This window comes from Aeromicrobium sp. Root344 (assembly GCF_001425755.1).
Taxonomy (GTDB): Bacteria; Actinomycetota; Actinomycetes; order Propionibacteriales; family Nocardioidaceae; genus Aeromicrobium.
In genome coordinates this window covers 2,829,748-2,844,147 of the sequence record NZ_LMDH01000001.1, presented here as the reverse complement: position 1 = coordinate 2,844,147, position 14,400 = coordinate 2,829,748, and the positions used below count along the sequence as shown (strand labels likewise).

At 69.4% G+C, this 14,400-nt stretch carries 12 protein-coding genes; 2 read left to right on the top strand and 10 right to left on the bottom strand.

Annotated elements, in window-relative coordinates; genetic code table 11:
- Positions 1 to 5: 5 nt before the first annotated feature.
- The 6 genes from proB to ASC61_RS13970 all read right to left on the bottom strand — a co-directional run bounded on the left by proB (position 6) and on the right by ASC61_RS13970 (position 6,914).
- Positions 6 to 1,094: a glutamate 5-kinase gene (gene proB / locus ASC61_RS13995; protein WP_056212880.1), complete on the bottom strand. Its 1,089-nt coding sequence runs from the start codon at positions 1,092 to 1,094 to the stop codon at positions 6 to 8.
- Positions 1,094 to 2,647: a GTPase ObgE gene (obgE, locus tag ASC61_RS13990; protein WP_056212878.1), complete on the bottom strand. Its 1,554-nt coding sequence runs from the start codon at positions 2,645 to 2,647 to the stop codon at positions 1,094 to 1,096. The genes proB and obgE overlap by 1 nt, the downstream gene beginning before the upstream one ends.
- Positions 2,648 to 2,766: 119 nt before the next feature.
- The gene (gene rpmA / locus ASC61_RS13985) at positions 2,767 to 3,030 is read right to left on the bottom strand and encodes a 50S ribosomal protein L27 (RefSeq protein WP_056212877.1); all 264 of its coding nucleotides are present in this window, start codon (positions 3,028 to 3,030) and stop codon (positions 2,767 to 2,769) included.
- 12 nt (positions 3,031 to 3,042) lie between these two features.
- Entirely contained in the window at positions 3,043 to 3,351 is a 309-nt protein-coding gene (gene rplU / locus ASC61_RS13980) for a 50S ribosomal protein L21 (protein ID WP_056215701.1), read from the bottom strand.
- A gap of 94 nt (positions 3,352 to 3,445) precedes the next feature.
- Positions 3,446 to 5,983: an Rne/Rng family ribonuclease gene (locus tag ASC61_RS13975; protein ID WP_056212874.1), complete on the bottom strand. Its 2,538-nt coding sequence runs from the start codon at positions 5,981 to 5,983 to the stop codon at positions 3,446 to 3,448.
- A 166-nt stretch (positions 5,984 to 6,149) separates the two neighbouring features.
- Entirely contained in the window at positions 6,150 to 6,914 is a 765-nt protein-coding gene (locus tag ASC61_RS13970; protein ID WP_200935458.1) for a TIGR03936 family radical SAM-associated protein, read from the bottom strand.
- A gap of 43 nt (positions 6,915 to 6,957) precedes the next feature.
- Here ASC61_RS13970 and ASC61_RS13965 point away from each other — a divergent pair, with 43 nt between their 5' ends.
- The gene (locus ASC61_RS13965; RefSeq protein ID WP_056212872.1) at positions 6,958 to 8,178 is read left to right on the top strand and encodes an MFS transporter; all 1,221 of its coding nucleotides are present in this window, start codon (positions 6,958 to 6,960) and stop codon (positions 8,176 to 8,178) included.
- Here the strand turns inward: ASC61_RS13965 and ASC61_RS13960 are convergent.
- The 4 genes from ASC61_RS13960 to ASC61_RS13945 form a co-directional block, all read right to left on the bottom strand.
- The gene (locus ASC61_RS13960) at positions 8,168 to 8,365 is read right to left on the bottom strand and encodes a hypothetical protein (protein WP_056212871.1); all 198 of its coding nucleotides are present in this window, start codon (positions 8,363 to 8,365) and stop codon (positions 8,168 to 8,170) included. The two genes, ASC61_RS13965 and ASC61_RS13960, sit on opposite strands and share 11 nt — an antisense overlap.
- A gap of 168 nt (positions 8,366 to 8,533) precedes the next feature.
- The gene (locus tag ASC61_RS13955) at positions 8,534 to 11,401 is read right to left on the bottom strand and encodes an ATP-binding protein (protein ID WP_056212869.1); all 2,868 of its coding nucleotides are present in this window, start codon (positions 11,399 to 11,401) and stop codon (positions 8,534 to 8,536) included.
- Positions 11,402 to 11,453: 52 nt separating this feature from the next.
- Complete coding sequence (locus ASC61_RS13950; protein WP_157439499.1) at positions 11,454 to 11,657, bottom strand: hypothetical protein; 204 nt, start codon at positions 11,655 to 11,657, stop codon at positions 11,454 to 11,456.
- Positions 11,658 to 11,772: 115 nt separating this feature from the next.
- The gene (locus ASC61_RS13945; RefSeq protein WP_056212866.1) at positions 11,773 to 13,704 is read right to left on the bottom strand and encodes a TIGR03960 family B12-binding radical SAM protein; all 1,932 of its coding nucleotides are present in this window, start codon (positions 13,702 to 13,704) and stop codon (positions 11,773 to 11,775) included.
- A gap of 69 nt (positions 13,705 to 13,773) precedes the next feature.
- On the opposite strand from ASC61_RS13945, the gene ASC61_RS13940 reads away from it, so the two are divergent.
- Positions 13,774 to 14,400 (top strand): hypothetical protein, encoded by a 627-nt coding sequence (locus ASC61_RS13940; protein ID WP_056212864.1) that lies wholly within the window; start codon positions 13,774 to 13,776, stop codon positions 14,398 to 14,400.

Here is a 14,400-nt window from a genome sequence, read left to right as displayed (position 1 = left end):
CATCGTCAGATCACCATCATGTCGTCGCGGTGCACGACCTCGCGCTCGTACTCGGCGCCGAGCTCGGCCGCCAGATCGCGTGTCGACCGCCCCAGCAGCGAGGGCAGCTCGGCGCTGTCGTAGTTGACGATGCCGCGAGCGATCACGACGTCGTCAGGCCCGACCAGGTCGACGGGGTCGCCGGCCACGAACGTGCCGGTGACGCCGGTGATGCCGGCCGGGAGCAGCGAGGCCTTGCGGACCGTGAGGGCGCGCACGGCTCCGGCGTCGAGGTGCACCGAGCCCTTGGTGTTGCTGGCGTGCGCGAGCCACAACAGACGGGTCGGCCGGCGGCGCCCGGTGGGATGGAACCTCGTGCCGACAGGCTGACCCTCGAGCGCAGCTGAGGCCTGGGAGGCTGCCGTGAGCACCACGGGAATGCCGGCGCCGGTCGCGATGCGGGCCGCCTCGATCTTGGTGACCATGCCGCCGGTGCCGATCGCCGAGGCACTCGGGCGGACGATGTCGAGCTCGGCGATGTCGGTCTCGCCGCGGACGTCACGCACGATCACAGCGCCCTCACGACGCGGGTCGCCGTCGTAGAGACCGTCGACGTCCGACAGCAGGACCAGCAGGTCGGCGTGGACGAGGTGCGAGACGAGCGCTGCGAGGCGGTCGTTGTCGCCGAAGCGGATCTCGCTGGTGGCGACGGTGTCGTTCTCGTTGACGATCGGCACGACGCCGAGCTCCAGCAGGCGGGCGAATGTCTGGTAGGCATTGCGGTAGTGGCTGCGCCGTGTCACGTCGTCGGCGGTGAGGAGCACCTGCCCGACGACGAGACCGTGGCGCTCGAAGCGTTGGGCATAGCGCGCGATCAGGGCACCTTGGCCAACGCTGGCGGCCGCCTGCTGTGTCGCGAGGTCGCGGGGTCGGCGAGGCAGCGACAACGGAGCCAGGCCGGCAGCGATGGCGCCGGAGCTGACCAGGACGATCTCGTCGCCCCGCTCGCGGCCGGCCGCCAAGGCGTCGACCAGGGCGTCGACGCGCTCCCCGTCGAGGCCGCCCTCAGCCGAGCTGAGTGACGACGAACCCACTTTGACGACGATCCGGGCCATCAGCGCGGGTCCTCGTCGTCGAGCTCACCGTCCGCAGGGTCATCGATGAGGGACGGATCGTCCTCGGGGAAGTCCCAGCCAGGCTCGCGGCCCTCTTCGCGGGCTTCGCGCTTCTCGGCCTCGTACGCCCGTCGGGCGGCGAGCTCCTCGCGACGCTGCACGTTGGTGCGCCGGTCGGACTGGTCGATGCGCAGGTCCTCGCCACGTCGGCCGAGGACCTCGGCACCGGCGGGGATCTGGGGATCGAAGTCGAACATGACGGCGTCGTTCTCGTCGCCGATGATGACGTCGTCGCCGGCCCTCGCCCCGAGCTTGAGCAGCTCGTCCTCGACGCCGAGCCGGTTGAGCCGGTCCGCGAGGAAGCCGACGGCCTCGTCGTTGCTGAAGTCGGTCTGCCGCACCCACCGCTTGGGCTTGTCACCGCGCACGACCCATTGGCCGTCGCGCTGCGTGATCGTGAACTCACGGCCCACCCCGGCCTCGGCCTTGGGCCGCAGGACGATGCGGGTGACCTCGGCGACCGGCGTCGCGGCACGGCGCGAGGCGACGATCTCGGCCATCGCGAACGACAGCTCGCGCAGACCGGCGTGGCTCGCTGCGGAGACGTCGAAGACATCGAGCCCGCGCGCCTCGAGGTCGGCGCGGACGAACCCGGCGATCTCCTGGGCGTCCGGGACGTCGGTCTTGTTGAGCGCGACGAGCCGTGGCCGGTCGTTGAGGTCGCTGCCGGTCGCCTCGGCGTACTTGGTGAGCTCTGCCTCGATCACGTCGAGGTCCGTCAACGGATCGCGCCCGGGGTCGACCGTGGCGCAGTCGATGACGTGCACCAACGCGGCGCAACGCTCGACATGGCGGAGGAAGTCGTGACCGAGGCCGCGGCCTTCGCTCGCGCCTTCGATGAGACCCGGCACGTCAGCGACCGTGAACGTTGTGGAGCCCGCTGAGACCACCCCGAGGTTGGGCACCAAGGTCGTGAACGGATAGTCGGCGATCTTGGGCCGGGCGCGGGACAGCGCTGCGATCAGGCTGGACTTGCCGGCACTGGGAAATCCCACCAGGCCGATGTCGGCGACGACCTTGAGCTCGAGCGTGAACGTCAGCTCATCGCCGGGCTCGCCCTTGAGCGCGAAGCCGGGCGCCTTGCGCTTGGAGGAGGCGAGGGCTGCGTTGCCCAGTCCACCCCGGCCTCCGGCGGCGATGACCAGCTCCGTGCCGGGCCCGACGAGGTCGGCCAGCACCTCGCCGTCCTCGCTGCGTACGACGGTGCCTTCAGGCACGCGCAGCACGAGGTCCTCGCCGTTGCTGCCGCTGCGGTTGCTGCCGGCGCCGGGGGCGCCGTTGGTGGCCTTGCGGTGGGGCTCGTGGTGGTAGTCCACGAGGGTCGTCACATCGGCTGCGACGCGCAGGATGACGTCGCCACCGTGCCCACCGTTGCCACCGTCGGGACCGCCGAGCGGCTTGAACTTCTCGCGGTGGACCGAAGCCACACCGTCACCGCCGGAGCCCGCCGAGACGTGGAGCGTGACCTTGTCGACAAAGCTGGGGACAGCCACCGGCCGCTCCTTTCGTTGGGGGCCCGGTCAGGGCCAGAACTCGCCTGTTCGGCTTGAAATGGAACGAAGGGGCAGTCCGCAGCTGCGGACTGCCCCTTCAAAGAGAGTGTTCGCTCGGACTACTCCGCCGGGACACCCGGGACGATGTTGATGACCTTGCGTCCACGACGACGGCCGAACTCCACCGCACCAGCGGAGAGCGCGAACAGCGTGTCGTCGCCGCCACGGCCGACGTTGGTGCCGGGGTGGAAGTGCGTGCCACGCTGGCGGACGATGATCTCGCCGGCGTTGACGAGCTGACCGCCGAAGCGCTTGACGCCGAGGCGCTGTGAGTTGGAATCGCGGCCGTTCTTGGTGGAGGCTGCGCCCTTTTTGTGTGCCATGTGCTCAGTCCCCTACTTCTTGATCCCGGTGATCTTCACCTGGGTGTACTTCTGACGGTGACCCTGACGCTTCTTGTAGCCGGTCTTGTTCTTGTACTTCTGGATCACGATCTTGGGACCCTTGGAGAGGCCCAGGACCTCGGCGGTCACCGTGATCTTGGCGAGCGAGTCGGCGTCGGCCGTGACCGTGTCGCCGTCGACGAACAGCACCGCGGGAAGGGACAGCGTCTCGCCCTCGGCCTGTGCGACCTTGTCGATCTGGATGACGTCGCCGACGGCTACCTTCTGCTGGTTGCCGCCACTGCGGACGATTGCGTACACCACGGGATTCCTCACTCGTTTCAGCTCTGGGGGCACGCCCGCTCGAAGAGCGGGACGCGCGAGAACGGCACGCAGAGCGCACCGAAGGACTAGTTTACGGAGCCTGACCCTCGCTGGTCAAAACGGGGGCGTCCCCGGACTGTCCAGAAGGCTCAGAAGTCGTGCTGCCCGCCTGCGCGGACGGTGGCTCCACCGACGGCGGAGGGCCGGCCGGCTTGGACGCCGAGCCGCGCTTGCGGGGGGTCTTCTTGGCCGGGGCCGCAGCCTCGACCTCGGGCTTGTCGTCAGTGGAGCTGCTGTCGGCGGGCTTGGCGTCCGCCGGCTTGGTGTCCGCCGGCTTGGTGTCCGCGGATGCTTCGTTGCTGTCCACCGGCTTGCTGTCTGCGGACTTGGCCTCGGGCGCCTCGCTCTTGGCGGAGTCGCCGCCCTTGGCGCTGCCACCGTGGCTGCCGTTGCCGCCCTGGTTGCCGTTGCCGCCGTGGTTGCCGTTGCCGCGACCTCCGCCGCCACCACGGCCACCACGGCCACCGCGACGCTGCTCGTCCTTCTTGGGCTCGACCGGAACGTCCTGGATCAGGACGCCGCGGCCGTGGCAGTGCTCGCACTCGTGGCTGAACGACTCGAGCAGTCCCGTGCCGATGCGCTTGCGCGTCATCTGGACGAGTCCCAGCGACGTCACCTCGGCGACCTGGTGACGCGTACGGTCGCGGCCGAGGCACTCGACGAGCCGGCGCAGCACGAGGTCACGGTTGCTCTCGAGCACCATGTCGATGAAGTCGACGACGATGATGCCGCCGATGTCGCGCAGCCGGAGCTGGCGGACGACCTCTTCAGCGGCTTCGAGGTTGTTCTTGGTCACGGTCTCCTCGAGGTTGCCCCCGGAGCCGGTGTACTTGCCGGTGTTGACGTCGACGACGGTCATGGCCTCGGTGCGGTCGATCACGAGGGAGCCGCCCGACGGGAGGAACACCTTGCGATCGAGCGCCTTGTGGATCTGCTCGTCCAGCCGGTAGGCCGTGAAGGCATCCTGGCCGTCGGGGTGCTCCCAGCGCTTGACCCGCTCGGCGAGGTCGGGAGCAACGTGGTCGATGTAGCCCTTGATCATGTCCCAGGCGTCGTCGCCTTCGACGACCAGACCGTGGAAGTCCTCGTTGAACAGGTCGCGCACGACCTTGATCATGAGATCGGGCTCGGAGTAGAGCAGCTCGGGCGCCTTGCCGGCTGCCACCTTGCCCTCGATGACCTGCCACCGCGCCGACAGCGCCGTGACGTCGCGGGTCAGCTGCTCCTCGGTCGCTCCCTCGGCGGCGGTGCGCACGATGACGCCCGTGTCGTCGGGCAGGACTTCCTTGAGGAGGGTCTTGAGGCGAGCCCGCTCGTTCTCGGGCAGCTTGCGGGAGATCCCGCTGGTCTGCCCGCCGGGCACGAGGACGAGGAAGCGTCCGGGCAGGCTGATCTGGCTGGTGAGCCGGGCGCCCTTCTGGCCGATCGGGTCCTTGGACACCTGGACGAGGATCGTCTGGCCGGGCTTGAGCGCGTCCTCGATCTTGCGCTGCTTGCCGTTGCCGAACGTGGTCCAGTCGACCTCACCGGCGTAGAGCACGGCGTTGCGGCCGGCGCCGATGTCGACGAACGCGGCCTCCATGCTGGGCAGGACGTTCTGGACCTTGCCGAGGTAGACATTGCCGATGATCGAGATCTGGGACTCGCGAGCGACATAGTGCTCGACGAGCACGTTGTCCTCGATCACGGCGATCTGCGTGTAGTCGTCGCGCTGACGGACGACCATCTCGCGCTTGACCGACTCGCGACGGGCCAGGAACTCGGCCTCGGAGACGATCGGGGCGCGACGGCGGCCGGCCTCGCGGCCCTCGCGGCGGCGCTGTTTCTTGGCCTCGAGGCGCGTCGACCCGGCGACGCCGGTGATCTCGTCCTCGGCCGTGCGTCCGTTGCGGACCCTGACGACGGTGTTCTCGGGGTCGTCCGGCGAGGCGTCGGCACCTTCGCCGGCGCGTGCGCGGCGACGACGGCGACGCGTGCCACCGTTGCCGTCATCATCGGAGTCGTCGTCCGAGTCGTTGTCGCTGTCGGTCTCGTTGGAGACCTCGTCGCCCTCGCTGTCACCCTTGCGGCGACGGCGGCCGCCACGGCTGCGACGGCGCCGCTTGGGTGCGTCCGGGTCGTCGTCGTCCTCGTCGTCCGCATCATTGTCGGACTCGTTCTGCACCGGCTTGGGACGCGCAGGGGCCAGGCCCGGTTCGGGCGCCTTGAACATCGCCGCGGTCGCGGAGACCGGTGCAACCTCGTCGGCGTCGGCCTTGGGCTCGGTCTTCTTGGCGGCCGTCTTCTTGGCAGCTCGCTTGGCGGGGACCTCTGCGGTGTCCTCGGCGGCCGGCTCGTCCTTGGCCGCCGTCTTGGCGGCCGCCTTCTTGGCACGCGGCTCGGCGGGAGCGTCGTCCTTGGCCGGGTCGGCCTTGGGCGCCTCAGCCTTGGCCGGCTTGGCCTTGGCCGGCGCGACAGGTGCGGAAAAGCTGACTGCGGCGGGCGGTCCGGCGGGTCGGCCGGCGGCCCTGCGACGTACGGGCGGTGCTTCGGTGGTGGATTCAGCGGGTGTTTCGTTGTCGTCGAGCATGTGCTCTCCTTCGCCCGAGGCCGATCGAGATCGGCCTGGGCACGTCTGCGGCCCGGCAAGCGGGCCTTAAGCCTTCGGTCAACCCCAGCGCCACGCGCCGGGGAGTTGACGGCGAACTTTGGTCTGTCACATCAGCTCCCACATTCACCGCCGCGGTCGACACCCGTCAGGATGCGTCGCGGTCGAAGGCAAATGGATCGCCCACCGTGCCGGTCTCTGAATCCAGAGGGCCCTGGGCCAAGCGAGTCGCGATGGGCGTCTGCTCGAGCTCGAGGCCACCGCTGGATCGGAGTCCGGCGAGAACGTCGTCTGGTCGTATCGACGGTGTGTCGTGTCGTACAACCACAGCCAGTATCGCACATGGGCCGGTGCGGGACCCGTCGGAACGCGCGGACAGGGCCAGCACCGCGTCGCGGCAGTCGAGCGTACGAAGCCCGCGCTTCATCATCCGCTCGATCAGGACCTCGTTGGTCGCGAGGAACGCCTCGACCGCTGATTGGGCGTGTTCGGCGCTGACCCCCGGCAGGGCGATCTCCCACGAGCTCGCCTGCAGGCGGTCGGCCAGGGACCCCGGTTTGGCCTCGACGACGTCGACGATGACGAGGCCGTCAGGCAGGGCGGAGTCGAGCGAGGCGCGTACCTCGTCGGGGTCACACGGCCGGGTCATGCCGATCTCGAGGTACTCCGCCTCGCTCGCCGCGCCCGTCGGCGACGCGTTGGCGTAGGAGATCTTGGGATGGGGCGTGAACCCCGAGGAGAAGCCGATCGGGATGCCCGCGCGGCGCACGGCACGCTCGAAGGCCCGGGCGAAGTCACGGTGACTCGTGAACCGCAGACGACCGCGCTTGGCGTAGCGGATGCGCAGCTTCTGCACGATCGGCAGCTGCGGGTTGGGGGCTTCGGGGTTGGGCGTCCCTTCGAGGGTTGTCACCCGACGAGGCTACCCGCGCGTCGGAGGAGTTGAATGGGGCCTCGTGGCTGACCCTCGTTCCCCGTCGACCAAGGGCCGACTGCTCGTCGGCGCCGCGATCGTGCTGCTGGCGCTCAACCTGCGGGTCGCTGTGGGAAGCCTCGGTGTCGTGCTGGGCTCGGTGCGCGACGACCTCGGCATGTCGACAGCCGTGGCCGGCATCGTCACGACGGTGCCGGTCGTCTGCTTCGCCGCGTTCGGCGTTGGCGCCCACGGGGTCGTCAAGGGACTCGGCCTGCACCGTACGGCCGCGCTCGTCCTGTCGCTGATCACGGTGGGTCTCGTGCTGCGTGCGGTGGTCGACAACACGGCCCTGTTCATGACGTTCACGACGGTGGCCCTGGCCGGCGCGGCCATGGGCAACATCATCCTTCCGCCGCTGGTCAAGGTGCACTTCCCGGACCGCGTCGGTCTGATGAGCGCGCTCTACGGCGGATCACTGATGGCCGGTGCCAGCCTCGGGTCGATCTCGACCGTGCCGCTCTCCGATGCTCTCGGCGGTTGGCGTCAGGGCCTGGGCCTGTGGGCCGGTCTGGCGTTCGTCGCCCTGCTGCCCTGGCTGGCGTTCCTGCGCCACGACGTGCGTACGGACCCGACGGGGTCGGCCCGGCTCGCCTCACGCGACGTGCTGCGATCGCCTCTCACTTGGGCGATGCTCGTGCTGTTCGGCTCCCAGTCGGCGATGGCGTACGCCCAGTTCGGCTGGTTGCCGGAAATCCTGACGGACGCCGGGCTCAGTGACGCACGCGCGGGGGCGATGCTGGGGCTGCTGAGTGGAGTGGGGATCCCCTTGACGCTCGCGCTGCCGTGGCTGATGCGGATCGTCGACGAGCGACCGGTCCTGCCGGTCGCCTTCGCGGTGGTGACCGCCTGCGGCTGGTTGGGGGTGCTGGTCGCCCCGACCACGACGACGTGGCTCTGGGCGGTGCTCCTGGGTCTCGGTGGCGGCGCGTTCACCTGGACGCTGACCATGATCGGCAAGCGGACCCGGACGGCCGCCGGAACGACGGCGCTGTCGGTCTTCACCCAGGGGCCCGGCTACCTGATCGCCGGGATCGGGCCGTTGGGTGCTGGGGTGCTGCACGATGCCACGGGCTCGTGGACGGCGCCGCTCGCAGCCCTGATGTCGCTGACTGCTGTGATCGGTGTTGCGGGGTGGTTCGTCGCACGGCCCGTGATGCTCGAGGACACCCTCGGTCACGGGCCGCGCGGACTCAGCAGCTGACGGGACGGGCGGCGACGGCGCGGGTGGCGCGTGCCGTGCGGGCCAGGTGAGCGATGAGGGCCAGGCGATCTCCGTTGAACCGCTGAGCGGCGACGCGCTCGGCGGTCGACCGGCGACGCTCGATCGTCTGGACGAGCTGGCGCTCGCGCTGCTGGTTGTCGACCTGGGCGATGTAGTCGGTGATCATGATGGTCTCCCTTTCGGTGGAGTGTCTTTCGACATCACCTACATTCGTCGCTGAGGTGGGCCCCTCACATCGGGCGGATGCCTTAACTTCCGCGCAGGTCCTGGGCCTAGGCAGGTCTGAGGTACCTCAGACCTACCTAGGCGCCGGCTCATCCGCGACGGAGACGCCCTAGACGCGGATGGTGGACCGCTCGGCGATCATGGCCGCCTCGGTGCGGCTCGACGCTCCGAGCTTGCGCAGGATCGCCGACACGTGGACGCTCGCGGTCTTGACGCTGATGAACAGCCGCTCGCCGATCTGCCGGTTGGTGAGGCCCTCGGCGATCAGGTCGAGCACCTGCTGCTCGCGGGCCGTGAGCTCGACCGATCCGGCCTCGTGACGTCCGGGGGTGCCTCCGAGCGGCAGTCCGGCGCGCTGAGCGAAGGCTCGTGCCTGGTTGGTGATCAGCCCGGCGCCCAGGGCTTTGGCGGCGTCGATCGCCTGCTCGAGCGTCTCGACCGCTTCCGACCTCTGGCCCGCGCCGTGCTGTGCCATGCCGAGCCTCAGGAGCAGGTAGGGGCCGTTCTGGGCCGGCAACGTCTGCACGCCCTCGAGCGCACGCTGCCACTCGGCAACGCCGTCGCCGGTGCGCGAAGCGCCGCCGAGCTCGGCATCGACGACTGCCGACCAGGGGCCCGCGGTCGGCCAGAACGAGTCGGCGTCGAGCCTCGCCCGGAGGCACCGTTCGGCGTCCTCGAGGTCGACGTCGGCATCGCCCGCGTCGCGCAGGCGCGCCAGGGCACGGGCGACCTGGGCGTAGATCACGAGCGCATGGCCGGGTTGGGAGTGGAAGTCCGGCGCGATCACCCGCGACAGGTGCGACCACGCGGTGGCGGCGTCACCACGCGAGAGCGCGAGCTCGCCCGCGAGGCGTACGTACTGGAGCCGAGTCTGGATCTCGACCTCGGAGAGGGCGACCATGTGCGGGCTCCAGTGCGTGAACATCCGCTCGGCCGCCTCGAGCTCACCGCGCCACAGCGTCGACCAGACCTTGGACTGCAGCAGGTAGACCCGGAAGGTCAACGGTGGCGAGAGCGCGATCACCCGGTCCAGCAGGCGTGCGGCGCGCTCCCAGTCGCCACGGGCGAACAGTGGGTCGATCATGTTGGACGCGAGGATCGCACCAGAGCTGCGCTCGACGCCGAGCTCGCGCGAGCGGTCGAGCCCTTCGTCGGCCACCGCCACGGACTCGTCGTAGCGGCCCAGCAGGTTGAGCATGTCGGAGTAGTTGACCCGGAACCGCAGGAGTGCGTCGTCGTTGCCCTCGGCCAGTTCCTTGGCGCGCTCGAGGTCGGCCACGCCGCCGTCGACGTCTCCGCGATGCGCCCGTGCCACACCGCGGATGTTGGACGCCACGGACGCTGCCTCGGGATCGCCCAGCTCGAGCGCGAGGTCCAACGCCTGGGTGGCGATCTCGACGGCGTCGGGCTCGGCGCCCTCGATCATGTAGCGGGCAGCCAGGCGATAGAGGATCGTCGCTCGCAGCGACTCGTTGACACCCGGTGGGACCAGCTCGAGAGCCTCGCGCAGCAACGGGATCGAGCCGAGCTTGGCGATGTTGTGCAGGCACTGCGCCTTGAGCATCAGGTGACGCGCGAGGTCAGGGCCATCGACGTCGCCGAGCGAGATCGCCAGGTTGACCGTCGCAAGGGCACGTTCGGGCTCCCCGGCCGTGTGCAAGTAGGCAGCGACCTTGCCCATGAGCCTGGACCTCGGCATGCCGGCGACCGCCTCGGCGTCCTCGACCGCGTCCCAGATCTCCAGGGCCCGCTCGCCCATCTGTGCCGCGGTCGCGTAGGCGTAGGCCTGTGAGGCGCTGCGCATCGCGGCGAGCTTGGCGGGGAATGCCTTGGCGTGGTTGTTGGCCGCGTGCCAGTGATAGGCGATCTCGGTGATGTCACCGGGCTTCTCACGCGCGGCGAGCGCCTCGGCGTAGCGGGCGTGGAACCGGCTGCGCTCCCCCGGCAGCAGGTCGCCGTGCACCGCCTCGCGTACGAGCGCGTGCCGGAACGTGTAGGCGCTGTCGTCGACCACCAGCACGTTGGCCACGATCGACGCCCGCGCGGCGGCGTCGAGCTGCTCGGGACCGCGGTCGAACACCTCCTCGACGAGCTCGTGCTCGACGCGGAGGCCGCCTGCGGAGACGACGCGCAGGAAGTATTGGGTCGCGTCGTCGAGCCGTTCGTAGCGCGCCAACAGCACGTCGCGCAACGTCTCGGGCAGCACGGCGTCCTCGCACCCGACGAGCTCCTCGACGAAGAACGGGACCCCTTCGCTGCGCTCGAAGACGCTCTCGACGAGATCGAAGCTGGGCGTACGCCCGAGGATCGAGTGCGCCTGCTTGCGGACCTGAGCGCGTGTCAGGCGGCGGAGCTCGAGCCGCTTGGCTCGTCGGCCGCGCTCGATCTCGGTGAGGAACACCCGAAGCGGGTGGCCACGATGGACGTCGTCACTGCGATAGGTCAGGACGATCATGATCGGGCCCGACGCGACGGCGCGCAGCAGGAATCGCAGCACCGTCAGCGTCGCCTCGTCGGCCCAGTGCAGGTCCTCGATCACGACGATCACGGGACGCTCGCGCGCGAAGTGCTCGAGCAGCAGCGCCACGCCCTCGTGGAGCCGGTTCTCGTTGGCTCCGCCGGCGACATGGTCGCTGAGCTCGGGGAGCAGGACGCCGATCGTGTCCCACCCCGGGCCGGCAGCCTCGAGCACGCGCTCGGTGCCGGCCTGGTCGACCAGCTCGCGCAGCACTGCGGTGACGGGCGCGTATGGCGTGGCGACCTCGCCGAGGTCGACGCACTGCCCCCGCAGGATGCGGGCCGAATCGGCGTTGCGGGTGGTGAACTCAGCGAGCAGCCTGCTCTTGCCGATGCCGGCCTCGCCGGCCACGACGACGGCCCTCGGCTCACCGGCCACGACCTGCGCAAAGAGCGCGTCGAGCTCGCGCAGGTCGGCGTCGCGGCCGATCAACGCGGCGCTGGAGGGCGGGAGGTGCACGACCTCATCGTGCCACCTCCCGCCCACAGAATCGTCTGGTTCGCGTCGGCCGTCAGCCATGCGCCGGAGCGTCCGAGAACAGCTCTGCCAACCGGTGCCGCACGGTGTAGGAGAGACCCCGACCGCCGGGCGCCCGACGGGCCTTCGCCCGTACGCCCTGGCGTTCCAGGACGACGCGCCGGCGCTCGTTGCGGAGGTTCATCTCCTGCTCACGCTGGCGGTAGAGCGTGGACTCCACGTATTCCGATGCAGTCATGGTGACCACTCCTTCGATCTCGATGTCTCCATCGTGATTTCTAAGGTGGGGTCGCCACATCGGACAGATGCCCTATCTTCTCCCTGACCTGCGACTGAGCCGCCCTAAGACGGTCTCAGACGACCGTGAGCGGCAGGAGGTTCTTGCCGGTGGGGCCGATCTGGATCTCGAGGTCCATCTGCGGGCACACGCCGCAGTCGAAGCACGGCGTCCAGCGGCAGTCCTCGACCTCGAGGGCGCCGTCGGGGTTGAGCGAGTCCTGCCAGTCCTCCCACAGCCAGTCGCGGTCGAGACCGGCGTCGAGGTGGTCCCAGGGCAGCACCTCGGCGTACTCGCGCTCGCGGACGGTGTACCAGTCGAGGTCGACCGGCTCGTCGGCCAGCGCCTCGGCGGTCTTGTCGGCCCAGCGGTCGTACGAGAAGTGCTCGCTCCAGCCGTCGAAGCGGCCACCGTCACGCCACACCGCCTCGATGACCCGGCCGACGCGACGGTCGCCGCGGGACAGGAGTCCTTCGATGATGCCGGGCTTGCCGTCGTGGTAGCGGAAGCCGATCGCCTTGCCGTAACGCTTGTCTGCGCGCACCGCGTCACGCAGCTTCTTGAGCCTCTCGTCAGTCGTCTCGTGATCGAGCTGTGAGGCCCATTGGAACGGCGTGTGCGGCTTGGGCACGAACCCGCCGATGGACACGGTGCAGCGGATGTCGTTGCGGCCCGACACCTCGCGACCCGTCTGGATGACGCGCTTGGCGAGCTCGCCGATCTGCATGACGTCGTCGTCGGTCTCGGTCGGCAGGCCGCACATGAAGTAGAGCTTGACCTGACGCCAGCCGTGCGAATAGGCAGCGGCGACCGTACGGATCAGGTCCTCCTCGGTCACCATCTTGTTGATGACCTTGCGCAGGCGCTCGCTGCCGCCCTCGGGCGCGAACGTGAGACCCGAGCGGCGGCCGTTGCGGCTGAACTCGTTGGCCAGCGTGATGTTGAAGGCGTCGACGCGGGTCGACGGCAGCGACAACGAGGTGTTGGTGCCCTCGTAACGGTCGCCGAGCTGCTTGGCGACCTCGCCGATCTCGGTGTGGTCGGCGCTGGACAGCGACAGCAGGCCGACCTCCTCGAAGCCGGTCTTGTCGAGCCCGTTCTGCACCATCGCGCCAATGCCCTCGATCGAGCGCTCGCGCACGGGCCGGGTGATCATGCCGGCCTGGCAGAACCGGCAGCCACGCGTGCAGCCACGGAAGATCTCGACGCTGAAGCGTTCGTGCACGGTCTCGGCGAGCGGGACCAACGGGTTCTTGGGGTACGGCCAGGAGTCGAGGTCCATCAGCGTGTGCTTCGCGACGCGCCACGGGACACCGGGACGGTTGGGCACGATGCGCTGGATGCGGCCGTCGGGCAGGTAGGCCACGTCGTAGAACTTCGGGACGTACACGCCGCCGGACTTCGCGAGCCGCATGAGCACCTCGTCGCGCCCACCGGGGCGACCCTCGTCCTTCCACTCGCGGACGACCTCGCTGATCGCCAGCACGATCTCCTCGCCGTCACCGAGCACCGCGGCGTCGAGGAAGTCCGCGATCGGTTCGGGGTTGAACGCCGAGTGGCCGCCGGCGATCACGATCGGGTCGTCGTCGCCCCGGTCGACCGCGTGGAGCGGCATGCCGGCGAGGTCGATCGCCGTCAGGAAGTTGGTGTAGCCGAGCTCGGTCGAGAACGAGACGCCGAACAGGTCGAACGCCCTGACCGGTCGGTGCGCGTCGACCGTGAACTGCGGGATGTCGTGGTCGCGCATGACCTTCTCCATGTCGGAGAACACCGCGTACGTACGCTCCGCCAGGATCCAGTCGCGCTCGTTGAGGACTTCGTAGAGGATCTGCACACCTTGGTTGGGCAGCCCCACCTCGTACGCGTCGGGATACATCAGCGCCCAGCGCACCTGCGCGGAGTCCCACTCCTTGCTCGTCGCGTTGAGCTCGCCGCCGACGTACTGAATGGGCTTGCCGACAGACGGCAGCAACGGTTCCAGGCGCGGGAAGAGGGACTCGACGGACATGCCTCTAGGTTAGGCGCTGCATCGCACGGCGCGAAAACGTCGCTCGGGTCCACGCCCTAGGCTCGTCGTGTGAGACGCAAACCCCGCGAGAAGCGCCCGTTCTCCTTGACGTACGTCCCGGTCGCGACCGACGGCGGTCCTGACCAGGTCCTCACGGTGGAGAACCACACCGAGGTGTCGGTCGTCCCGACGCTGGCCTTCACGCCGATCAGCGTCTACGGGCACGAGCTGCCCAACGTCGTGACGCAGACCGTCAACGGCTCGCACCTCGGTGGTCCGCTGCTCCCCGCAGGCGGGACCCTGCGTGACATCCTGCGGTTCGACGGCCCCGGCAGCCGTCAGGTCCGGGGCGTACGCGTCGAGCTGGCCGCGGTCGAGGAGATCGACCATCCGGCGCTCGAGCAGGACACCCGCAGCGTCATGATCGACCTCGAGCAGAAGGCGACCGACGAGCCCGCCGACTTCTGGGGCATCGGACTGGTCAACCCCAACTCGTTCGGCGTGACGGTTCGCGTCTCCCTGCTGGAGTTCGAGGAGCGCGAGCGCGACTTCCCGAGGCAGGTCGTCGACGTCGTCACGCTGCAGGAGGACGTCGACCTCGCCTCGGTGTCCAACCACGTGATCTGGCTGCCCGAGGACGTACGCGGGCAGTTCCACGAGGTCGTGCACCACCTGCGCCAGCCGACGTACGCCTGA